The organism is Lysinibacillus sp. BSL11 (assembly GCF_052928325.1).
On sequence record NZ_JAVGCX010000005.1, the window covers coordinates 68,143 to 90,442 of the forward strand.

Genomic DNA, 22,300 nt, shown 5'->3' on the forward strand with positions numbered 1-22,300 from the left:
CCGACTTTTATGTTATGGCAAAATAGCAAATGAGCGCACAGGGAAGCCAGATGCTTTTTCTGGCTTAGGTACGATATTGAAGATGATAGCACCTTTCGCAGGTAGCTTGTCTAAATTAGTCATTAGCTCAATTTGATAGGTGTCTTGGTCAAGCACAAAATATTCGCCCTCTAGCTTGCCATTTTTACGAAAATCAGCAGCAGAGTCCGTATCGAATGTTTCATGACCAATTGCGCTTACCTTACGTTTTGTTAGTAAAAACTGTAAAGCTTCTAAACCCCAGCCAGGGATATGGTTATGTCCATCTGCATCCTTATTACTGAAAGCCTCTTTATCTGGCCAGCGCTTACTCCAATCTGTACGTAATGCAACAAATGTTCCTGCTTCAATTTCTCCATGCTTGTCCTCAAAATTAAGAATATCTTCTACACTTAATGTAAAATCATGGTTGCTCGCAGCCTCTTGTGATTTATCAATAACAACAAGGGGGAGAACAAGCTCTTTTAGTTCTAATTCTTCTAAGTAGCGAGTATCTCGCACAAAATGAATGGGTGGGTCGATATGTGTGCCATATTGACCAGGGAACGTGAATTGTTGAGCGAAGAAACCATCCTTATGAGAAAATAATGTTTCAAATTTAGCGTCCTCAAACATAAAAAAATGTGGTGAATTAGGGCCGAAAGTATGTGTTAAGTCAACCCACTGTTTCGATTTTAATAATTCCAATGCTTGCAAAAGTTCATTAGACATCGATTTCCCTGCTTTCTGTAAAAAATAGTGGTAAATAAAAAAGGAGTCCCCTAATAGAAGAGGACTCCTGCTTGAAACAACGGTAGTTCTTCTTCTCATCTTCAAGGCTGATCATTTTGCCAATTGGAATTAGCACCATACTGTTAGCTGGTTGCTGAGACTTCATCGGGCCAATCCCTCCGTCTCTCTTGATAAGAAAAGTAATATAAGAATTTTCAGAAATAACAATACAAACACTTTAGCATAGTTTTTTATAGTTTACAAGTTCACTAGGAATTTTCACCAATTCAAATTTAAGGTGACGCCACAACAATCATTATCAATAAGACGTATTCTAAAACTGTCTGGTGTATAGTTTGTTTCAAATTTCACCGTAATGCCTGTTGATGTGATTAATTTTTCAACCTCTGTTTTATTTGAAAGTTGAGCAGCATTCATTAAATCATGTGCGAATTGTTGGGAGCTATCTATTTTATCCGTAAGTAATTGGGCTTGCTGCATCATCGCCTTCATCCGTGATGCTGAAGCTTTTAATTTGTGTGTATCGACAGGTGGAAAAGGATTATTGGTCGGCATTGCTAGGTGTTGCGAAAAGGGTCTAATGGCAAAATGATTAGCGATAGGCGATGTTGGATAATGATAGGGATGCACAAAATACGGATAAGGATTGTAATACAAGGTCATTCCTCCTATCCTATAACTGATAACTTATCTTATGTAGCCAAACGGCTTTCGGTGTTATTAGCAGTGCAATGTTTGTCCTAAACATTTAAAAAGGAAGCTAAAGTAAGCTTCCTTTTAGCCAAGTACATTCAAGACATCATCAATTTTTTTACTATGTGATAAAATGCCATAATTCATCCATGTTAAAAAGTCTACTTCATAGATACAGTTGCTTTTAACGGCAGCTAGGTTTTTCCAAGTAGGAGTTTTTAAAATAGCACGTTCCTCATTTTCATAAATGGAATGTTGTTTATCAAAGGTAATAAATAAATGATCAGCATCTAATTGCAACAATTGAGCAAATGTCAGTTGAACTTTACGTTGATTGTGCGGAATACTCCATACTAGTGAATGTGGCATTAAACCTAAGTCACGATATAAAATGGGGCCCGTATAGCCACATTCAGGGCCCGCGTATAGAGTAATGCCAATGGCTGAAATACGGAGAAATGCCACACTTTGCCCATAAACAGATTTGCTAAGAATTCCTTTTGCTTGTTGTACTTTATCTTCATATTGTAGGATTACGTCTTGCATCAAAGAGGTTTTTCCTGTTAGATCTGCAATTTTAAATAAAGTAGATTGCCAATTCTCTCCGGGGTGTGAGAGGTGGCAGACGGGGGCTACCTCATCTAAATGATGAAAGGATTCCCAACGCTCTATACCAGAATCTAGCATAATTAAAGTTGGCTTATAGTAAAGGAGTCGATCTATTTCTCTATTTTGTACATCGATATCTGGCACTTCCTGTAGACCTAAATAGTCTTGTTTTCCCCATTTTGAATGACTGAATTGAGCAATTGGCGTAATCCCAAGGGCAACAAAGAAATCTTCTAAGAATGGTGCAAATACACGTAGATGGCTGCCTTGATTTCTTCGATATTGTCCTGGAGAGATGCCGACATGTTCTTTAAAACGACGATTGAAATAATACTCATTATTAAATCCGACAGATTGGCTAATTTCAAATACTCGATCATTTGTTGTCATTAATAGTTGCTTAGCTTTTTCAATACGAATGTTAGTTAAATAGTGAAGAGGAATTTGTCCCGTAATATCTTTAAAAATACGCGTATAATTCCATCTTGGTACGTCAGCGAGCTGTGCTAGCTGCTCAACCGTCCACTCCTTTTCATAATGTTTATGTAAATGGTTAATGGATTGTTCAACAGATTGGCGATCATTTTTTTGCATCTGCTTGGGTATGGTTTGATGTAAGAGCAATAACATCAGTTCTTGAAAGTGCACATGCTGTTCAAAAATCGTGTGTTCATCCTCCGCTAACCGGTTCTGATAGATGACTTCTAGCAGTCTATGACATTGTGAAAAGGGGAGAAGATGTCGTTCGCTGATACTTGTAAAATGGCTATGTGAATTCTGACTATTACTGAGATTGACAATGTTGAATTGTAATTGATAAAAACAAAGGTGCTCACTTTGAATGTGGATACTAACCGTGTTATTTGGCGGTATCAATATGCACTTTTCTTCACTAAAATGAATGGTGTCATGATCTATTTCTAGCTTTCCGCTACCATTCATTACGATGAAAAGTGTATAGAAATCACTACTAATCAATAACTTTTTTGATGATTGAATTGCATAAGAGATATTTTGTAACGTATAAACATGTGTTAAGTTACCCATTGATAATTCACCCCTTTTTGTTGAATTGGCATAACAACACAAAGAAAGCCCTCATTAAGAGCGTTCTTCATGTTGTTGAAAAAGATCATATGACTAGTAGAAAAAGCCCATTTAGCAAGGCAAGGGGTTGATTTCCGCTCCTCCAGCGTCCTTTCCAGGGGGCGTCCGATGAGCCGCTTCACTCACTTACGTTCGCTCCAGGGTCTCATCTGTGACGCTAAATCCCCTTGGAGTGACGCTGGCTCCACTCCAATCAACTATGCTGCTAACGTGTCTTTTCTTCTTTCGTACTAGCAGTAGGGAACAAAAAAGTCTATTAAAGAGAGGATAGGCACTTATTTCAATGTGAAGAAGTGATGAGTGACAAAACCTATCCATTTTCTCCTTCACAAAAGTGCTATTGATTATTTTGTTTTTTAACACTAAACCAAAGAAAGCCCTCGTTAAGAGCTTTCTTTTGAAAATTATTTGACGAACCATTTCTCTAAATCATCATACTTTAGCAAATTGGCTGTGATTGCGCCAGATTGCCAATATGTGCGATCAGCAATATAGACATGCCCGTTTTTTACAGCAGGGAGTGTTTTCCATAGTGTACTATCTAACCACTTAATGGCTTCTTGGTTTTCTTTAGACTCCCATGTACCGTTTGAAGGGAAAAGGATGATATGATCCGCATCTAATTCCGTGATAGCCTCTTCTGATAAGACCTCTTGGGACTCTGCCATATCACGGGCTAATGGATGTGGCGTTAAGCCTGTCTCTGTGTAAATATAGCCAGAGTAGCGATTTTTAATGCCAAATAACGCTAATGTATTATCTGCTACATTTAGTCGTACAACAGCAACTGTTTCGTCTCCAATTGATTCATCTAGTTTTGCTTTTAAATCGGAAACACGTTGCTCATATCGATCAACCATTTCTTTTGCTTTATCTGGAATATTTAAAACATCAGCTATTGTTTTTGCAATTTCACGTGGATCTTGTAGAATATCTTCTTTCAAGCGGTAAGTCGGCGCTACCTTTGAGTATTCCTCATACTTTGCCTTGTCTGCGGCACCATCTACAATGATTAAATCAGGCTTGGCTTGTAATAATGTTTCCATGCTACCAGTAATGTCGAACTCAGGGACATCTAATCCTAAATAGTCCTGTTTTCCCCAAGATGGGTGATACCATTGCACAACGGGATTTACATCCAAAGCAGTTAAATAGTCTTCCAAATAGATAGCAGCTACACGCTGTGGATTTGTAGGAATTTCTACTTTTCCAAACTCGTCTTCTACAATTCTTGTATCTTTAGATGATTGTTCTTCTGTAGCTGTATCCTCTTTTACTTCATTTGAGCCACAGGCACTTAATACGAATATTAGTGCAAAGAAAACTACAAATGAAAAATATCGACCTCTACGCATTTTATTCACTCCTATAGATTTACTAAAACAGTAAGGGTATTCCCTTAAATTAGAATGATAATCATTCTCGTTTGGTTCAAGTAAATTATAGGATACAACATATCAACAAACAATACACATTCTCTACTACTTTTTTATACAAAATGAAATTCAGAGAGTTATTGTTTTTTGTTATCGAAAAGTAACCATAAAAGTGTAACAATTGCTGCTAGCATAACCATCAGGAATCCGTATAGGGGCGTATGCGCCAACGATTGGTGGCGAATAATAAAACCCCCGATATATGAGCCTAAAAATATGCCTATGTTGAAAGCGGAAATATTCAATGCTGAGGCCATTGAAATTGCTGATGGAATATATTTTTCAGATAGTAGAACAGCATATAGCTGCAATCCTGGGACATTCATAAACATAAACAATCCCATTGTCAGCACTATCATTAATCCCATAATAGGTGATTCAAGAGTAAAACCAATGCCAAGTAATGCCAATGCAAGTCCAACAAAAATAATAAAGATGGAACGTAGTGGATTATGATTAGCAAAATGACCACCTAGAGTATTACCGATAGCTACACAGATACCATAGACAACTAGAATAATGACGACTGTCTGTGGGGAATACCCCATATATTGCTCTAAAATAGGTGAAACATATGTGTAGACAACAAAAGCACCGCCGTATCCAATTGCGGTAATGAATAGTATTAAGATCATTCGAATATTGCCTAATACTTTGCCAATATCACGAATAGAGATGGGATTGCCTTTCGATAATTGGCTAGGTACTAACAATGCATTACTAAATAAACCGACAATTCCAATGACGACAATAAAAATGAATGACATACGCCAATCTGTTACTTGTCCAATAAATGTACCGAGTGGGACACCTGTTACAGTAGCTAATGTTAAGCCAGTAAACATAAAGGCGATAGCACTTGCTCGTTTATTTGGTTCCACTACATCGGCTGCTATAACAGAAGCGATGGACATAAATACACCATGTGCTAATGCTGAAATAATACGTCCGATTAATAGTAAAGCGAAATTAGGAGCTAAAGCGACTGCTAGGTTACCCATTATAAAAATGGACATGACAAGCAATAATACGGTTTTTCGATTAAGGCGGGATGTTAGGGCTGTTAATAATGGAGCCCCAACAGTTACCCCTAGTGCGTATATAGAAACGGTTAAGCCAGCTGTGCTAAGAGAAATACCAAAGTCATCTGTAATTAATGGTAAAAGTCCGACACTGATAAATTCAGTGGACCCTATACCAAATGCACTGATAGCAAGTGCTAGTAAGGTGAGTGTAGCATTTGGCTTTTTTGATTTTGACATTTTACTACTATCTCCTTTGATTTTTTTATTTTGTGTAGTAATATTCATACATACCAAAAAGATATGTATAGTACTTTTAGTTACTTTTGTATATTACAGGAGGTTTACGATGCAAAAAGTTTACAATATTGGTGTCGAAGCTACACTAGAAGTTATTGGGGGTAAATGGAAACCAGTTATTCTTTGTCATTTAAACCACCATGGTAAAATTCGAACAAACGAATTTCGACGATTGATTCCAGGTATTTCACAAAAAATGCTCACAAACCAATTAAGGGAACTGGAGCAGGCTGGGTTAATCAATCGAAAGGTCTTCAATCAAGTACCACCAAAAGTTGAATATTCATTAACACCTTATGGACAAGGAATGGAACCAATTCTGAACATGCTTTGTACGTGGGGTGAAAAACATGTTGAATTATTACAGGATAAAGGTGAAGATGTTCTGTTAAAACAACGTGATGATGATATCGCCATGCAGCAAACATCATAGTGAGGGGAGAAAGAGACTGTCATATACAAGACAGTCTCTTTCCTCTTTTTTTATAGAGCAAAGTCAAATTCATCTGGATTTGGTCCAACACGTTGTTCACGATTCATCTCATTGATTAATGCCATTTCTTCGTCTGTTAAAGTAAAGTCAAAAATATCAGCGTTTTGCATCATACGCTCTCTACGTACTGATTTTGGAATTGTAATTACTCCATTTTGTACATCCCAGCGTAAAATAACCTGAGCATTTGATTTTCCGTATTTTGTTGCGATTTTTGAAATTGTTTCATCTTCAAGAAGTCCACCTTGCATTAAAGGTGCCCATGCTTCAAGTTGAATTTCATGCTTGTTACAGAATGAACGAAGCTCAGCTTGTTGTAAACGTGGGTGGAATTCCACCTGATTCACAACGGGTTTAACATGAGCAAATGACAGTAAATTTTCTAAGTGAGCAACAGTGAAGTTACATACACCGATTGCTTTGATCCTGCCTTGTTCATATAGATCTTCCAGTGCTTTCCACGATTCAGCATATTTATCTTTACCAGGCCAATGAATTAGATAAAGATCTAAATAATCTAAACCTAATTTTTTTAGGCTCTCTTCATATGCTGCAATTGTTTCATCATAGCTTAAACCATCGTTCCATACTTTAGATGTGATAAATAAATCTTCACGACGTAAGCCAGTAGATGCTAGAGCTTGTTTAATACCTTCCCCTACACCTGCTTCATTGCCGTAAATAGCAGCAGTATCGATGCTGCGATAGCCAACCTCGATAGCATTTTTAACCATTTCTGCTGTAGCGTCATTTTCTACTTGAAAAACACCTAAACCCATACCAGACATTTGTTGGCCATTATTTAAAGTGATTGTATCTTGTAAATGAGTAATCATTTTTAGTCCTCCATGTTTTGTGATTATTTGATTGCTTACTCATTATGCTGCTAATAAACTCTCAAAAAAAGTACGTACTTTTTTGTGTCATAGAAACGTAGAGGTAACTTTTGTGAGCTGGCAATGATTAGAGAAATAAAATTAGTAAAAAATATTGCTTGGCCTACAAAAAATCTTTGGATACAATTAAACAAATATTTTTCTTGCGGTAATAAAAGGAAATGTACGTTCGGTAGAGAATTAAAGTAGTAATACTTTAAAAAGGGGATTTTGAAGATGAATCGTTTAAATTTAATTACATTAGGTGTTAAAGATATGGTGGAATCTCTAAATTTTTATCGAGAGGGACTGGGTTTTGAAGTGGTGGTATACGGAGAGGAGACGAATCCCGATGTCATGTTCTTTAATAATGGAGGAACAAAAATATCATTATTTCCAATTGAACGTTTAGTCAAAGATATCAATGAAACCAATCCACCAGAAATTAGCCAAGGCTTTGGTGGAATCACTCTTGCCTATAATGGTAAATCAAAAGAAGAAGTGGATCGAGTCTTTGCATTAGCAAAAAAGGCGGGTGCAAAAATTATTAAGGAGCCCGAAACTGTATTTTGGGGTGGCTATAGTGGCTATTTTCAAGATCCAAATGGCTACTATTGGGAAGTTGCCTATGGCGACATGTGGCAGTTTGATGAGAATGATATGCTGATTATTCAATAATTGTTCAAAAAGAGAGCAAACTAACGCTTCTAGTTTGTTCTCTTTTTTATTAATCGTTAACAATAATGCTCCCTCATTAAATCCACAAAGTTTTGAGCGGCTTTAGATAAATAATGATTCTTCAGCCATATTAGTCCTACTGAGGTGGATAATTCTGCTGATGGAATTTCGTATGCATGAAGTGGTAAATCTCCATATTGCTTTAAAATAGTTTCAGGTACGATAGAGGAGCTAAAGCCAGAAGCGATTAAGTTCATTAACAGTGCCGTATCTGAGCATTCTCCAACAATGTGGGACTGCAACTGGAAGCGAGAAAATGCTTCTAATATCGAATAATGTACGCCTAAGCCTTCAGTGCTTGGTAAAAGGATTGGCCAATTTTGTATGTCCGCTAAAGATACATCGTGTTCTAAGAGGTCGAATTTTTTGGATTGTATAAAGTAAAATGGTTCAGTGTACATATGAAGAACAGAGAAATCATCTAATTCTAAAGGTAAGCGAATGATGGCAAGTTCTACAACACGTTCCCTTACTAATTTACATAGATAAGAAGATTCGTTTTGTTGAATTTTATAAGTCACCTTTGGATAATATTGTTGAAATTGTTGTAGTAATGGAGGTAGCTCAATTACTGAAAACGTATTAATGCCCAATGTCAATCAACCATGAAGGCCTAATCCAATATCCTTAACCTCTGCTTCTGCCTCTTTCATTAATTGTGCAACCTGCAACGCATATTTATATATGTCTTTCCGGCTTCACTTACTTCAAAATATTTGCCGCTCCTTTCTACTAACTTTGAACCGAGTTCTTCCTCTATCGTTTTTAAATGCTGACTTAATGGTGGTTGAGAAATATGTAACCTTTCAGCCGCAGCAGAAATCTTTTTTTCTTCCACAATTGCTATAAAATAGCGTAGTTGTCTTATATCCAAACATAAACACCCCTCTACTATAGGTAAAACCTAAGAAAATTATATTTCTCTCATGTTTTTAATATAGTTAGGGCCATGTTAGCATATTTATCAAAGAAAAAAGAAGTGAAGTTTCTTTTTTCTAGCACCTAAATGTGAAGCGAGCAACGTAGAAGATAAAATAATTCCACTTTTATTAGGAGTATATGACTCTTGCCATGCTTTGGGGCTTGCCTTGCAATACTGATTCCTACACCTTTCTAAATGAATTTGAAGCAGGTGATAAAGTAGCAGCGTATACTATAAAAGAGCCACTTTTATTAGTTGCTTTTTTCAATAAATCAACGTTTTTGATTTTCCTAAGAAAATAAATAACAGTTCCCCTATAATAACCATGTATGGAAATTATAAATTTTTTATTTCAAGTTAAATGTATCAAGGAGGATGAACATTGATTCGTATATTGTACATAGAAGATGAAAAAGAAATCGGACAATGGGTAAGCAAGGAATTAACTGAACGAGGTTATGATGTGACGTGGCTGGAATCAGGGGAGGGGCTTGAGCAACATATTAACTCAAAAGATATTGCTATATTGGATGTGATGCTACCTGGATTGGACGGTTTCTCCATAGGTAAAAGAATTAAACGGGAAAATAAAGACCTGCCAATTCTAATGTTATCAGCACGAACAGCTGTTGAAGATAAAATTGAAGGGCTACATTTTGCTGATGATTACTTAACAAAGCCATTTCACCCTGATGAGCTCGTAGCAAGACTGGAAGTATTATTAAGAAGATATCAAAAAAGTGATGATGTACTGACATTGCAGCACCTTAAAATTTATACGAAAGATATGCAAATAATCAATACGATTGATGAAGAAGAAATTCTTTTGACAGGGAAACAATTTTATTTATTACAGTATTTTATACGTCATTTAAATCAAATTTTAACGAAGGAACAACTCTATGAAGGCGTTTGGGGTGAGAGCTATATAGAAGGTGATAAAACACTCATGGTGCATATTCGTTACTTAAGAGAAAAAATAGAAATCAATCCTGCAAAGCCTGCGATTATTGAAACAATCCGAGGCATTGGCTATAGGGTGAAACAATGAAATTTTTTCGATCATTATTAGCAAAATATATGCTCATTATTATATTAGCCATATCAATTGTGCAAATCTCCTATCTTGGTGTTGCTATTTTTGTATTAGGCATTACAAAGACAGGGACAGGAGAATTTTCAAGTGGAGTACTTGTAGAAAGTGATATTGAAGAGCAATGGCATGCACAGGCTAAAAATATGACCAATGCAACAGATGATGTGATGAAGCAGTTATTTCAAAAGTGGCAAGAGCAATTTCCTAAGGCTTCTATGTTTTGGGTAAGTGAAGAGGGGAACTTACTGACTACATGGAATGTGAAGGATCAGTTACCAGCAAAGTGGACACCAGCCTACACAACTCAATTTATAAAAGAACGTTATGGAGATGATCCATTTACTGTTATTGCCTTCTTAGGTGATGATATATCAAATGGCTTTATTGTATTAGAGATTCCAAGGGTAGCATTTAATCCTCCACTTATAAAAGTCTATGATAACTATGGTAACTTTTTATTTTTTGGTGTAATTGCGGTTATATTATTTTTCATTGTAGTTTCGCTTTTATTTTTCAAGGGAATTCGAACAAGACTATTATATCTGCAAGAGGCTATGGAAATACGTGATGTAGATGGTTTACCTATTGAAATTCAGGTGAAAAAACGAGATGAGATTGGGCAATTGGAGCATAGTTTTAACAGAATGGTTTGTGAACTGCGAGACAGTAAACAGCGTCAACAGAAGGAAGAACAGCTAAGACGTGAATTGATTGCTAATCTATCACATGATTTACGGACACCTTTAACGAAAGTAAGAGCCCAATCCTATACAATTAGCAAAGAAGCATTATCTGAGGAAGGGAAGCAGGCATTAAAGGCTATGGATACATCCATAGTGAATATTGATGCTTTAATTGAAAATTTGATGTCCTACACATTGCTTATGGCAAGTAAATATAAATTTGAACCGAAAGACATCAATGTTATCCGATTTGTAAGGGAACATCTAACGACATGGTATCCAGTTTTCGAGCGAGCAGGTTTCACAATCGATATTGAGCTACAGCCATTTGAGCCTGTTGAATGGCGTGTTGATCCATTGTGGTTAGGGAGAGTATTAGATAATATTTTCCAAAATGTACTGCGCCATGCGAATAGTGGTAAATATATAAGTGTGAAAACGGAATCGACGGAGTGTTATACAGCATTTATTATTGAGGATCATGGTCAAGGGATGAAAAATGAGTCGAATGAAAAGGGTGCTGGAATCGGCTTATCAATTGTTGATGTCATGATAAAGGGCATGCATCTAGAATGGAATATACATTCTGATCACTCTGGTACACAAATTATCATAAAAAAACCTGCGAAGCTTGAGAAATAAATGCTTCGTAGGTTTTTTTATGATAGAAATGATTTTTAAACAAAATTTAAACTTAGCCCATACCTTTTTTTAAACTTCCCTTTTTAAGATAGTTAAAGAGGTGAGGACATTGGAATATATCATACAAACACAAAACTTATCAAAAAGCTTTGGGAAAGAGCAAGCTGTCTCAAATTTGAACTTGCAAATACGCAAAGGTGAAATATATGGATTTTTAGGTCCGAATGGGGCAGGTAAAACGACTACAATTCGAATGCTTCTAGGTTTAATGAAGCCCTCTTCTGGAACAATTAAAGTCTTTGAAAAAAATATTACGAAGGAACGTATCCAAATTTTAGCTAAGATTGGTTCATTGGTGGAAAACCCTTCTTATTACCCACATTTAACGGCATATGAGAATCTAGAGGCACTAAGAAAAATACTAGGTGTACCGAAAACTCGAATCGATGAAGTTTTGGAAATTGTCCGTTTGAGGGAAGCTGCCCATAAAAAGGTCAAAGGTTTCTCTTTAGGAATGAAGCAACGTCTTGGTATTGCTGCTTCTTTACTACATAGTCCTGAATTACTCATTTTAGATGAACCAACGAATGGCCTCGATCCTTCAGGCATTATAGAGATTCGTAATTTAATTAAAAGATTACCAGAGGAATATGGCATGACCATTATAATCTCCAGCCATTTATTATCAGAGATTGATCAAATGGCAACACAAGTTGGGATTGTTTCGAAAGGGAAATTAATTTTCCAAGATTCTATTGAGGCTATGCGTCGATTTGCCCAACCAAAGGTTACTTTTAAAGTAAACAATGGTGAAAAAGGATGGCGTTTCTTATTAGCAAATGGTATTAAGGCGGATTATCAAGATGGTGTGATTTTCTTAGAAGAGTGCTCGGATGAAAAGGTTGCTCATATTGTCCAAGTTCTTGTTCAGGAGGGCATATCTGTATTCCGAGTCGAGGAAGAGAAACGTTCATTGGAGGATATATTCCTGGAAATGACGATGGGAGAGCAGGGTATATGATGGGAAAGCTATTAACTGCTGATTTCTTAAAAATCAAACGTAAAGGATTATGGCTTCTAACACTTATCGGCCCTTTAGGAGTGATTGCTCTGCAAATGGTCAATTATGGAGTAAGAAAGGATTATCTCTTACAGCAAAGTGAGGATGATTGGGGCTATTTCTTACTAAATGTGCATTCATTTACACCGCTTGCCATAGTCTTGGGTATTGCCATTCTTACGTCATTCATAGCAAGCATTGAAAATGAGACCAATGCTTGGAAGCAGCTCATTGCATTACCTATTTCCAAATTAACCGTGTATTTGTCAAAATTTACGCTGTTAGCTATCTTACTATTTTTCACCTCAACGTTATTAATGTTTTTTACCCTGAGCTACGGGCTGTTTTTAGAATTAGGTGACACAGTACCTTACATGGAGCTAGCCAAATATAGTTATTTCCCTGCTTTTGCAGCATTACCTATCTTGGCTCTTCAATTGTGGATAGCGAGTGTAAGTCATAACCAAGGGATTCCGATAACTGTAGGCATTTTTGGGGTGATTTTTACCTATTCTTCCTATGTTCTCCCAGATTGGATGATATGGAAATGGCCATCATTGATGAACCAATGGAATGAGCCGATGATCAATGTCTTATTAGGCTTAGGAATTGGTATCTTACACTATATTATCGGCATGATTGATTTTGCAAGAAGGGACGTGAAATAATGATTGCTTTACTTCAAGCTGAATGGTTTAAGTTACGTAAATCAAAAATGGTACCCATTATTTTAGCAGGACCCATGATTGGACTTTTTATAGGCCTATCCGCTAATTTAGAGGACAACATGCAAGGGATTGAAATCAATGAGTGGTATATATCATTATTTTCGATGAATTTAACATATGCTCTATTATTTTTACCTCTTATTTCTGGTGTTTTTACCAGTCTTATTTGTAGGTATGAACATCAGTCTGGTGGATGGAAGCAGCTTTTAGCATTACCTATAACAAGAGGGAAAGTATTTGTAGCTAAATACATATTGATTATGCTGCTTGTTTTAGCAATGCAGATATTGTATTTAGGCTCGGTCTTTGCTGTTGGGATGGTAAAAGGCTATACAGATTCTTTCCCTACGGAGATTGTTTGGAAAAGCATAGTGGGAGGTTGGGTAGCGACATTGCCATTAGTAGCCTTGCAATTGTGGATGTCCATTATGTTTAAAAGCTTTGCTGCTCCATTTGCTGTTAATGTCATATTTACTTTACCATCAATTTTAGCAGTGAATTCTGAAAGAATTGGTCCGTATTATCCTTGGGCACAACCCTTTTCGATGATGTATATAGGTGGCAATACAGACGATATATTCTTTGTACCGTGGGAGCAATTGTTAACCGTAGTAGGTGGGGGATTTATCCTATTTTTCCTCGGAGGATATTACTATTTCCAGCGAAAATCCATTTAACCTAAAAGGAGAATGAGAATGATGAAACGTAGCTTACGTTTTTTAACTGCATTGATGCTATTAGTAGCTCTAGTAGGATGTGGACAGAGAGAGGCTGTAAAAGATGCCGCACAATATACGAATGAAATTAAAGATATCAACATTCCTGATGATGTAAAAATTATTGGTTTTGGGGAAGCAACACATGGCAATATCGAATTTCAAACATTAAAAAGAGATGTATTTAAAGCGATGATAAAAAATGAAAATGTCCATGTTTTTGTCTTAGAAGGAGATTTTGGTGGAGCCCAGCAGATAAATCAATTTATCGAAAACGGTGTCGGGACGGCGGAGGAAGCTATAAAAGCGTTAGACTATGGCATTTACAAAACAGAACAAATGGTAGAGTTTGTGCAGTGGATGCATGACTATAATCAGACAGTTGATGATCAAGAGAAAATTTATTTTTATGGCAATGATATGCAGCGCTATGATTACAGTAAAAAGGGGTTACTTGATTATTACGCCAAGGTACATGCTGACAATGCAAAAAGATTCACGACTAAGCTAGAGCATGTTTCCAACAAAACGATGAGAGAATTATCGGATAGTCAGCTAATTGAGCTAGATAAAACGATTGATACAATCATCAACGATTTACAATCGAACAAAGCGATGTATGAGAAAAAATCTTCAAAGGATGAATTCTCCTTTGCTGTTCAATATGCGCAAATTATGAAGCAACGTACGCAATTATTTTTAAATGAAGATAATTATATGAATTTACGGGACGAATATTTAGCTGAAAATTTACAATGGATTGTTGAATATGAAGCAACGCAAGGTCATGATAAAGTATTAATGTCTGCTCATAATGGTCATATTGAGAAAACTTCTGCTACGATGGCAGGCTATCAATCGATGGGGCATTATTTAAGTGAGCAATATAAAGATCAATATTTTGCGATTGGCACAGACTTTGTGAAAAATACATTCCAGGCACAAAATGGGTCTGGTGAACGAAAGGAATATACGATTGAGCATCACAATGCTTTAGTGGATGCCTTTAGTGACATTGACAATAACATCTTTTATGTGGATTTTGAAGCTGCCAAACAATCGAAGGAGCTTGCGAATATTCTTTCAAAAAAGCAAAGAATGGGCAATATCGGCGATGATTTTCGTCCATGGTATAAGCTGACACAAATGCTGTACACCATTAAAATGACACCTGAGGAAGCCTATGATGGTCTCATCGTTGTGCAAGAAGCAACACCAACAAAAATAATTGATTAAGCTAAATTTAGCAACCTCCATCAAAAAATCTGTTTCCTTCTCCATTATGATAAAGATGAGGTGAGTAACATGGAGTATAGTCAAGCGACACAAAGAACTATTGCCTATATCGAGGAGCAATTGATGGAAGAAATTTCTTTTGAATGTCTTCCTAATACTGCTGGCTATTCGAAGTACCATCTAAGCCGAATTTTTAAGCAAGAAACGGGAATTACGATTGGTGAATATATTCGTATACGTCGGCTAGCTATGGCAGCGAGTTATTTGATGTACTCTAATGTATCGATATTAACGATTGCTGTTACACTTCAGTTTCAATCACAAGAGGCTTTTACAAGAGCCTTTAAAGAAGTTTATGCTTTACCACCAGGGAAGTATCGAAAAGTAATGCAATCATTAAATATGATGGAGGAGGAACATTACATGGAAACAGTTGAACAGGTTAAAGGTTGGGTGTTAAGTGGTGCTAATCCAGAATTGTATAAATTTCATACAGATGACAAGGTATTTCATTCAGGGAAGCGTTCAGGAGTATTGTATTCCACAACTGCCTCAGCAAATCATGGTCAATTTGCTACAATGATGCAGGGTTTTCAGGCAGCTGACTATAAAGGGAAACGCTTGAAAATGTCATGCTACTTAAAGACGGCAGATGCTACAAAGTGTGGTGCATGGATGCGTATTGACAATGGTACAGGTGATACGATTCAATTTGATAATATGGATCAACGCCCTGTGACAGGTTCTACTGAATGGAATCATTATTCTATTGTCTTAGACGTACCTGAAGAAGGTAATTCCATTTATTTTGGTGTGTTACTAATTGGTTCGGGTAAAGTCTGGGCAGATGGCTTCCGTTTTGAAGAAGTTGACAACAAGGTACCCTCAACAAATATGCTTACGCAGGAACATTTATCAAATCATCCTACTAATCTAGACTTCAGTATGGAGTGAATCAGACAGCACTGACAAAAGTGCAAGATGACTTTTTTGAATAACGTATTGATTACCTCTAATTTGTTAAAGATAACAAGGAGGAGGTGTGAGACGATGGCACAAGAAATTCTTTGTGAAGTCAATAACTGCACATTTTGGGATTCTGGTAACAAATGCACAGCTGAAAAAATTTATGTTGTCAGCCAAAAGGGACAACATGCTTCCAACAGCGAGGAAACAGACTGTAAAACATTCGAACCTGAAACGCATTAATGCCAAAAGGGTAGCCATGTATATGGTTACCCTTTTTCCCTGTCTTTATTAATAAATATCTACCTTTTCTTTGTTAAATAAAAGAGCATGGGCATTTTTTACTTTTTCTTCTACATAATCCAGTGAGTATTTACCAACAGAATCTGTTAAATCCCCAATTGCCCGCGACAAGTTATCAATAATCGGAATTAATTTGTGCATTTCTGTGCGATGCTTTTCTTTGTGCATCTCATCCATAATTTCATATGCAAGACGTTGAATCTTCCTTAGTCGCAATTTCTCAGATTGCATTGAATCCTCCTTATTGAACCAATTTATGATGTCTAATTATATGAGCTACAATAAGGTTTCATGAATAATGTTCTTTAGAAATAATTGCTCGTGTTATGAAGGGCTAGCGCAATTTCCCTTATGCCAACATCAATCTTGGATTCGTCTATATTCGATACATTTAGTTTGATAATACGTTCCCGATAAAATGCATCTAAATAATTGCGTTTAATAGGATCTAACAAAATATTTTGTTGTGCCAAATGATCAATAATCTTAGAAGTATTCACCTGTCTCGGTAGAATGATATGGCTATGCATACAGATTTCCTTAGAGGATTGATATTCTGCCAGATGAGTTGCTATAGATTGTTGAAGTTGATTTGCTCGGCTTGCATAAGCTTCACTGACTTTCTTCTGATAACGTTCAAACATACCACTTTTCAAGTAGAGCTCTAATGCAGCTTGGGAGATCATGGAGCTATCAATATCAGTGGTATTTTTATACTGTTGAAAGGTATTAATCAAAACATTTGGTAATACGGCAAGTCCGATACGTAAGCCAGGAAACATAATTTTAGAAAAGCTTTTTAAATAAATAACCCGATCCTGTGTATCCTCCGTAAATAGGGGATCTATTTTTGTATTTTGCTCAAAATCCGCTAAATAATCATCTTCAACTATATACACATTATATTTATAGGCAAGTTTTCGTATTGAATCCTTTTCTTTTTTACTATAGGAAGTTCCTAGAGGGTTGTGCAGACGTGGCATCGTATAAAAAAACTTTATGTCGTGTTTACTAAAAATGTTTTCTAGTTCATCTAAATCAATGCCATCCGTTGTTCTTTTGATGCCCATTGCAGGAAGTTCATAGGTTTTTAAATAATCCATATACAAATGATAGCTAGGTTGTTCCACTAAGATCGTTGAGCGACCATTTGGAAAGGGCATTATACTTAGCAAGGATAGAGATTGTTGGACACCTGAAGTAATGAAAATATTTTCTTCCTTTGTAAACAGCTGATAGCTTGTTAATAGTTTTTTTGCTTCCGCTATTAATGACGGTAGGCCTTTTGGTGTCCCATATCTAAATAAATCTTCTTGGTATGTGTCGATGGCCTTATTAATACAATGCTGAAAATCTTGATAAGGGAATGCATGCCAATTGGGCGAAGATGTAGCAAAATCTATGTAATTTTTCATTTTTGGTTGGATGGGCAGTTGATGATCAACAACATAGTAGCCACTTTTAAGCATTGAATAGATAAGATGCTGATCCTCCAGTTTTTTTAAAGATGCTAAAATCGTACTCTTACTACAGGAAAATTGCTGTGATAACTGGCGAATCGAGGGGAGTTTTGCCCCTGCTTGAAGTGAGCCTGTTTGGATCTGAGTCAGGAGCTGAGAATAAATCCATTCGTATTTAAGCATACATAACCTCCAGCACATCTGTATCGGTACAGATGTGTTTTTTTTATAGCGTCAATAAGTTCTCTATTTAATACGATAACTATACCGGCCGGAATGTTTAAAGAAGGAGTACGATCCTATGTCAGAAAATAGAAATGCCTATATAGCAGCAATAATTTATGCATTTGTCATTGGGCTCTCATTTATGTTTGTGAAAGTTACGTTGACTGTAGCAAGTCCTATTGATATACTTGCACATCGTTTTACTTTTGCATTCATCGGTATTGTTATAATCATGGTAATGACAAAAAATAAGCTAATAATGAACATGCAGGACCTACTAAAAATATTACCGTTAGCCATCTTGTATCCAATTGCTTTTTTTACGTTTCAAGTGCTTGGACTTGCTAAAATTTCCTCATCAGAGGCGGGAATTATTCAAGCGACAATTCCTATTTTTACATTAGCATTGGCAGGTTTATTGTTAAAGGAAAAAGCTACTCGGGGTCAACTTGTATCTGTAAGTTTGTCCGTACTTGGTGTCATCTATCTGTTAATGATGAATGGAGCAAATACTACTACAGGAAATGTCATAGGAAGTGGATTTATTTTACTATCAGCGATTGCGACATCACTTTATACTATTTTTGCTAGAGGGCTTACCAAGAAATATTCTTTACTAGCATTAACATATGTCATGACATTGTGTGGATTTGTTATTTTTAATGGAATGGCTCTTGGAAGTCATATGATGAATGGAACACTCAATGAATTTTTTAAGCCATTCACACATGCTCATTTTGTCTTCGCTATTTTATATTTAGGTATACTATCTTCACTTGGTACATCCTATTTATCTAATTATGCTTTATCTAAATTGGAAGCATCTAAAATGAGTGTCTTTAGCAATTTTGCAACACTTATTACTATTTTGGCAGGGGTCTTATTTTTACAGGAAGATTTCCATCTATATCATCTTATTGGTGGCATCATGATTATTATTGGTGTGATAGGGACGAATTATTTTGGGCGGAAAAATGTAGAACAAGTGAGATAATGAATAGGAACATTTAAATCGGAGCTATTTAGATAACGGGGTATAATAATCGTTTATAAATGACTTTCTAAATTAGGAGGTTTTTATGGGGAAAATTTATGTCATTAGACATTGTCTAGCACAAGGACAATCACTAGATGCACCCTTAACACAGAAGGGAATAGAGCAAGCAAATAGTTTAGCTGAATTTTTCAAGAATCTAAAAATTGATCGAATTGTATCTAGCCCTTTCTTACGAGCAATCCAATCCATTGAACCATTAAGTAGCAGAGAAAGTATAACGATTGAAATTGATGAACGTCTTTCGGAGCGCCTTTTAAGTACTAGAGATTTTCCAGATTGGTACGAAAAATTACAGGCGACATTTGTTGATATGGATTTAAAATATGATGGTGGAGAATCCAGTAATGAAGCGATGCATCGAATTGTAGACCTTGTAAAAGATGCATTTGCTCAGGATGTTGATAATACATTAATTGTGAGTCATGGCAATATCATCTCTTTGCTACTGAAGTATTATGATAAGGATGTTGATTTTCACTGTTGGAAAAATTTAAGCAACCCAGATGTTTTTCTACTAAGCCCTAAGCATAATGAAGTAATGATAGAGCGAATATGGGGTGCACAGTATAGTGAAGGCTAATATTAATTGGTATGGTAGGAATTGTTTCTTGCCATACCTTTTATAGTGAAGGAGAGTAAGATGGAGACGATATTAAAGGAAATTTTAAAATGGGTTAAACAAGCTGATAAAAAAAATCATAATCGGCATTTCTGGTCATGGAGCTGCTGGAAAAACGACATTTGCCAAAAAACTTATACATGCTTTACATCAAGATCAAGTGAATTATTTGAATACTGATCCGTATATTGTGAATTCGGATATTCGCAAGCAAACAATACTTGATTATACATATCAAAATGAGCCTCATCGTTTTAAAATGACGGCTTGTCATCCCGCAGCTCATCATCTGCCATCATTGGAGCGAGATGTTCAGATGATAAGAGCAGGACTCGATTTAATGACAATCGATACACATTATATGAAAAGTACATTAATTTCTTCGAAAAAACAGATCACAATAGTAGAAGGAATGTGTGTAGCATTTATAGATCCGGAGTTACTGGATTTAAAGATTTATTTTTATACGGATGGGGCTACAGAGCTTAAGAGAAGATCAGATCGTGATGTGCTTGAAAGAGGGACAGATATAAATTATTTAAAACAATCACATGATGAGCGACGTATTCAATATGAATTATTTATGCATCCACATTGCCAACATTTTGATATGGTTATTAAAACTCAGGATGATGAAATCCATATTGAAAAAAATCCACTTGTAAAATAAATGAGGGCCTTCTGCACGTTGACTAGCGGAAGGCTCTAACTTTAGTATTGAAATTTTACACGAACAGTAGCATCAATAGCAATTTGTCCCTGTTCTATAGGCGTAATTCCCGAGGATACAGCCATAGAGCGATAAAGGATAGGTATGTTAGCCTGCTCTTCCACAATCTCTACAGGGAGTGGTTGCAAAGGCAGGTGCATAGTTTCTGCTATTGTTTTCGCCTTCAATTGAGCATTCTGTAGCGCTAAGCTTAATGCTTGCTGATAGTAAGCATCGGTATGGTCTATTTTGAACTGAATATTGGTTATTCGATTTGCCCCATTTTCTACAGCCGTATCAATTATTAAGCCCAAATCATTGGTATCTGAAACGTTGACGGAAATGGCGTTGACTACTTCATAGCCATTAAAAGTTTGTTTGCCATCTTCGAAATTATATAGTGGTGTGATTGTATAACTAGCAGTTTGAATTTGTTCTCTTGGAATACCAAGTGCGATAAGAGATTGTATAACTTCATTCATGATTGCCGCATTTTCCTGTTGAGGACCTTGTACATGGTTGCCCTTTGTTTGGACTTCAATTTGTAATTGTACAGAGCTAGGTGTAGCCATTACCTGTCCATAGCCGATTACAATCATAGTACGTGATGGATGATGTGTTTGTTGACTGACCTGTGCATAGTACATCTAATACCACCTTTCATAGGTTATATAATCATGCTATGCAAAAATATTTATGATTTATTTATTCTTTTTAAAAATTTGTCATGTAGCTTTGTGAATAGAAGTAAAGCTAAAATAGCTCCCAGCAAGGCTAAAAACATGTCCCATTGTGCATCCCATTTATCTCCCTGCATGCCTAAAAAATCCTTTGCTCCTTTACTTCCCTTCGAGATTCTTGTACTTAACCATTCAATGATTTCATAAAAAGCAGCAATTGCGAGCAAAATACTGATCGTAATACCTGTAAGCCAAGCTCCTTTTGAAAGTGGTGTTTTCCTGATTAGTATTTCCCTTATTACGATGGCTAATAAACCTTTTAAAAAATGGCCAAACCTATCATAGTGATTACGTTGTAAATGAAATTCATCTTTTATCCAATTAAAAAGAGGGACTTCCGAATAGGTATAATGCCCACCTATAAATGTCAGGATCGACAAGAGAGCGATAATAAAATAAGAAAATGTGGTGAAGCGGAATTTATGATAAATGCAAACAACGACTGTTATTGCCACAATTCCAGGACTAACTTCAGCTAGCCAATCTAAATAAGAGGACGGCTTTATAACAGACCAGATGAAAACAATTAAAACAATAATAAGTAAGGTGGCGTGTATTTTAACATGTTGCCTACTATTCATACTAACAACTCCCTTTGTCTAACAGTATGGGAAATGGGGAAATTGCTTATTCAAATAGTTAGCAAACAAAAAAGAAAAGCGTCTAGTTGACGCTTTTTTAGCCAATTAGATCATTTTTAAAAGTGCCTCTACACCAGTCATTCCTTCTGTAATACCAAGCTGTTCTGCTTCATATGTTACAGATTCTAATGGAGCTGTTAATAGCTCGTCAATTGTTTTCACGCCTACTGCACGACCAGCAATAATTTTTCGATCAACTAAGCGACTATTTAATAGGCCGACATCTAAAGCACCACACATAATATAGCCTGTATCATTAGAAATAGTTAGTAATGTTGTTTTAGGTAATTGAACAACTACTGCAGTGAAGAAATGCCCTTTAATCATAATAGGTTCAATTGTCACCATTGAAATCACTCCTTTTCTCTATATACATATGGTGAAGGCTAGCAAGGTGTTCGACATTTTCATGAAAAAAAAACTAAATATGTTGCTAGATGTATAAGGATGAAA

General features: G+C 36.2%; 23 protein-coding genes, 2 pseudogenes and 1 riboswitch. Of the genes and pseudogenes, 13 read left to right on the forward strand and 12 right to left on the reverse strand.

Annotated features, from left to right (window positions below; all coding sequences use genetic code 11):
• Positions 1-12: 12 nt before the first annotated feature.
• The 5 genes from RCJ95_RS07185 to RCJ95_RS07205 all read right to left on the reverse strand — a co-directional run bounded on the left by RCJ95_RS07185 (position 13) and on the right by RCJ95_RS07205 (position 5,878).
• Positions 13-750 carry a cyclase family protein gene (locus RCJ95_RS07185; RefSeq protein ID WP_221681831.1) on the reverse strand — a complete coding sequence of 246 codons (738 nt, stop codon included), beginning with the start codon at positions 748-750 and terminating at the stop codon, positions 13-15.
• 92 nt (positions 751-842) lie between these two features.
• Positions 843-948: riboswitch (SAM riboswitch) on the reverse strand.
• Positions 949-1,029: 81 nt separating this feature from the next.
• Positions 1,030-1,428, reverse strand: coding sequence for a hypothetical protein (locus tag RCJ95_RS07190; protein ID WP_369578178.1), 399 nt, complete (start codon positions 1,426-1,428; stop codon positions 1,030-1,032).
• 120 nt (positions 1,429-1,548) lie between these two features.
• Entirely contained in the window at positions 1,549-3,120 is a 1,572-nt protein-coding gene (locus tag RCJ95_RS07195; protein WP_221681701.1) for a helix-turn-helix domain-containing protein, read from the reverse strand.
• A 464-nt stretch (positions 3,121-3,584) separates the two neighbouring features.
• Entirely contained in the window at positions 3,585-4,535 is a 951-nt protein-coding gene (locus tag RCJ95_RS07200) for an ABC transporter substrate-binding protein (RefSeq protein ID WP_221681699.1), read from the reverse strand.
• 158 nt (positions 4,536-4,693) lie between these two features.
• Positions 4,694-5,878 (reverse strand): MFS transporter, encoded by a 1,185-nt coding sequence (locus RCJ95_RS07205; protein ID WP_257520762.1) that lies wholly within the window; start codon positions 5,876-5,878, stop codon positions 4,694-4,696.
• Between the two features lie 109 nt (positions 5,879-5,987).
• On the opposite strand from RCJ95_RS07205, the gene RCJ95_RS07210 reads away from it, so the two are divergent.
• Positions 5,988-6,371, forward strand: coding sequence for a winged helix-turn-helix transcriptional regulator (locus tag RCJ95_RS07210; protein ID WP_004231672.1), 384 nt, complete (start codon positions 5,988-5,990; stop codon positions 6,369-6,371).
• A gap of 50 nt (positions 6,372-6,421) precedes the next feature.
• Here the strand turns inward: RCJ95_RS07210 and RCJ95_RS07215 are convergent, their stop codons facing one another.
• Positions 6,422-7,267, reverse strand: a complete 846-nt coding sequence (locus tag RCJ95_RS07215) for an aldo/keto reductase (protein WP_221681695.1) — start codon at positions 7,265-7,267, stop codon at positions 6,422-6,424.
• 276 nt (positions 7,268-7,543) lie between these two features.
• Between RCJ95_RS07215 and RCJ95_RS07220 the strand changes: the two genes are divergently transcribed.
• Positions 7,544-7,984: a VOC family protein gene (locus RCJ95_RS07220; protein WP_221681691.1), complete on the forward strand. Its 441-nt coding sequence runs from the start codon at positions 7,544-7,546 to the stop codon at positions 7,982-7,984.
• Between the two features lie 56 nt (positions 7,985-8,040).
• Here RCJ95_RS07220 and RCJ95_RS07225 read toward each other — a convergent pair.
• Positions 8,041-8,918, reverse strand: a pseudogene (locus RCJ95_RS07225) (LysR family transcriptional regulator).
• Positions 8,919-9,348: 430 nt separating this feature from the next.
• Between RCJ95_RS07225 and RCJ95_RS07230 the strand changes: the two are divergent.
• The 8 genes from RCJ95_RS07230 (at position 9,349) to RCJ95_RS07265 (ending at position 16,336) form a co-directional block, all read left to right on the forward strand.
• Positions 9,349-10,017, forward strand: coding sequence for a response regulator transcription factor (locus RCJ95_RS07230; protein WP_221681689.1), 669 nt, complete (start codon positions 9,349-9,351; stop codon positions 10,015-10,017).
• Positions 10,014-11,387: a sensor histidine kinase gene (locus RCJ95_RS07235; protein WP_221681687.1), complete on the forward strand. Its 1,374-nt coding sequence runs from the start codon at positions 10,014-10,016 to the stop codon at positions 11,385-11,387. Before RCJ95_RS07230 ends, RCJ95_RS07235 begins: the two co-directional genes overlap by 4 nt.
• 109 nt (positions 11,388-11,496) lie before the next feature.
• Entirely contained in the window at positions 11,497-12,408 is a 912-nt protein-coding gene (locus RCJ95_RS07240; RefSeq protein ID WP_313150335.1) for an ABC transporter ATP-binding protein, read from the forward strand.
• The gene (locus RCJ95_RS07245) at positions 12,405-13,115 is read left to right on the forward strand and encodes an ABC transporter permease (protein WP_446722081.1); all 711 of its coding nucleotides are present in this window, start codon (positions 12,405-12,407) and stop codon (positions 13,113-13,115) included. The genes RCJ95_RS07240 and RCJ95_RS07245 overlap by 4 nt, the downstream gene beginning before the upstream one ends.
• Complete coding sequence (locus tag RCJ95_RS07250) at positions 13,115-13,852, forward strand: ABC transporter permease (RefSeq protein WP_446722082.1); 738 nt, start codon at positions 13,115-13,117, stop codon at positions 13,850-13,852. Before RCJ95_RS07245 ends, RCJ95_RS07250 begins: the two co-directional genes overlap by 1 nt.
• Before the next feature lie 18 nt (positions 13,853-13,870).
• Entirely contained in the window at positions 13,871-15,127 is a 1,257-nt protein-coding gene (locus RCJ95_RS07255; RefSeq protein ID WP_313150338.1) for an erythromycin esterase family protein, read from the forward strand.
• Positions 15,128-15,196: 69 nt separating this feature from the next.
• A complete protein-coding gene (locus RCJ95_RS07260) occupies positions 15,197-16,081 on the forward strand; it encodes a helix-turn-helix transcriptional regulator (protein WP_048394047.1) in 885 nt (294 codons plus the stop codon).
• 96 nt (positions 16,082-16,177) lie between these two features.
• Positions 16,178-16,336 carry a DUF1540 domain-containing protein gene (locus RCJ95_RS07265; RefSeq protein ID WP_004231699.1) on the forward strand — a complete coding sequence of 53 codons (159 nt, stop codon included), beginning with the start codon at positions 16,178-16,180 and terminating at the stop codon, positions 16,334-16,336.
• A gap of 48 nt (positions 16,337-16,384) precedes the next feature.
• Here the strand turns inward: RCJ95_RS07265 and RCJ95_RS07270 are convergent, their stop codons facing one another.
• Positions 16,385-16,627 carry a hypothetical protein gene (locus RCJ95_RS07270; RefSeq protein ID WP_004231701.1) on the reverse strand — a complete coding sequence of 81 codons (243 nt, stop codon included), beginning with the start codon at positions 16,625-16,627 and terminating at the stop codon, positions 16,385-16,387.
• A gap of 74 nt (positions 16,628-16,701) precedes the next feature.
• Complete coding sequence (locus RCJ95_RS07275; protein ID WP_446722083.1) at positions 16,702-18,039, reverse strand: aminotransferase-like domain-containing protein; 1,338 nt, start codon at positions 18,037-18,039, stop codon at positions 16,702-16,704.
• 118 nt (positions 18,040-18,157) lie between these two features.
• Here RCJ95_RS07275 and RCJ95_RS07280 point away from each other — a divergent pair, with 118 nt between their 5' ends.
• From RCJ95_RS07280 to RCJ95_RS07290, 3 genes and pseudogenes are all read left to right on the forward strand, one after another.
• Positions 18,158-19,075 carry a DMT family transporter gene (locus RCJ95_RS07280; RefSeq protein ID WP_446722084.1) on the forward strand — a complete coding sequence of 306 codons (918 nt, stop codon included), beginning with the start codon at positions 18,158-18,160 and terminating at the stop codon, positions 19,073-19,075.
• Between the two features lie 85 nt (positions 19,076-19,160).
• A complete protein-coding gene (locus RCJ95_RS07285) occupies positions 19,161-19,718 on the forward strand; it encodes a histidine phosphatase family protein (protein ID WP_221681671.1) in 558 nt (185 codons plus the stop codon).
• A 60-nt stretch (positions 19,719-19,778) separates the two neighbouring features.
• Positions 19,779-20,427, forward strand: a pseudogene (locus RCJ95_RS07290) (uridine kinase family protein).
• Between the two features lie 41 nt (positions 20,428-20,468).
• Here RCJ95_RS07290 and RCJ95_RS07295 read toward each other — a convergent pair.
• From RCJ95_RS07295 to RCJ95_RS07305, 3 genes are all read right to left on the reverse strand, one after another.
• A complete protein-coding gene (locus tag RCJ95_RS07295) occupies positions 20,469-21,113 on the reverse strand; it encodes an SIMPL domain-containing protein (protein ID WP_221681667.1) in 645 nt (214 codons plus the stop codon).
• A gap of 47 nt (positions 21,114-21,160) precedes the next feature.
• Complete coding sequence (locus RCJ95_RS07300) at positions 21,161-21,787, reverse strand: DUF2238 domain-containing protein (protein WP_221681658.1); 627 nt, start codon at positions 21,785-21,787, stop codon at positions 21,161-21,163.
• Between the two features lie 105 nt (positions 21,788-21,892).
• Positions 21,893-22,195: a YunC family protein gene (locus tag RCJ95_RS07305; protein WP_004231716.1), complete on the reverse strand. Its 303-nt coding sequence runs from the start codon at positions 22,193-22,195 to the stop codon at positions 21,893-21,895.
• Positions 22,196-22,300 lie beyond the last annotated feature (105 nt).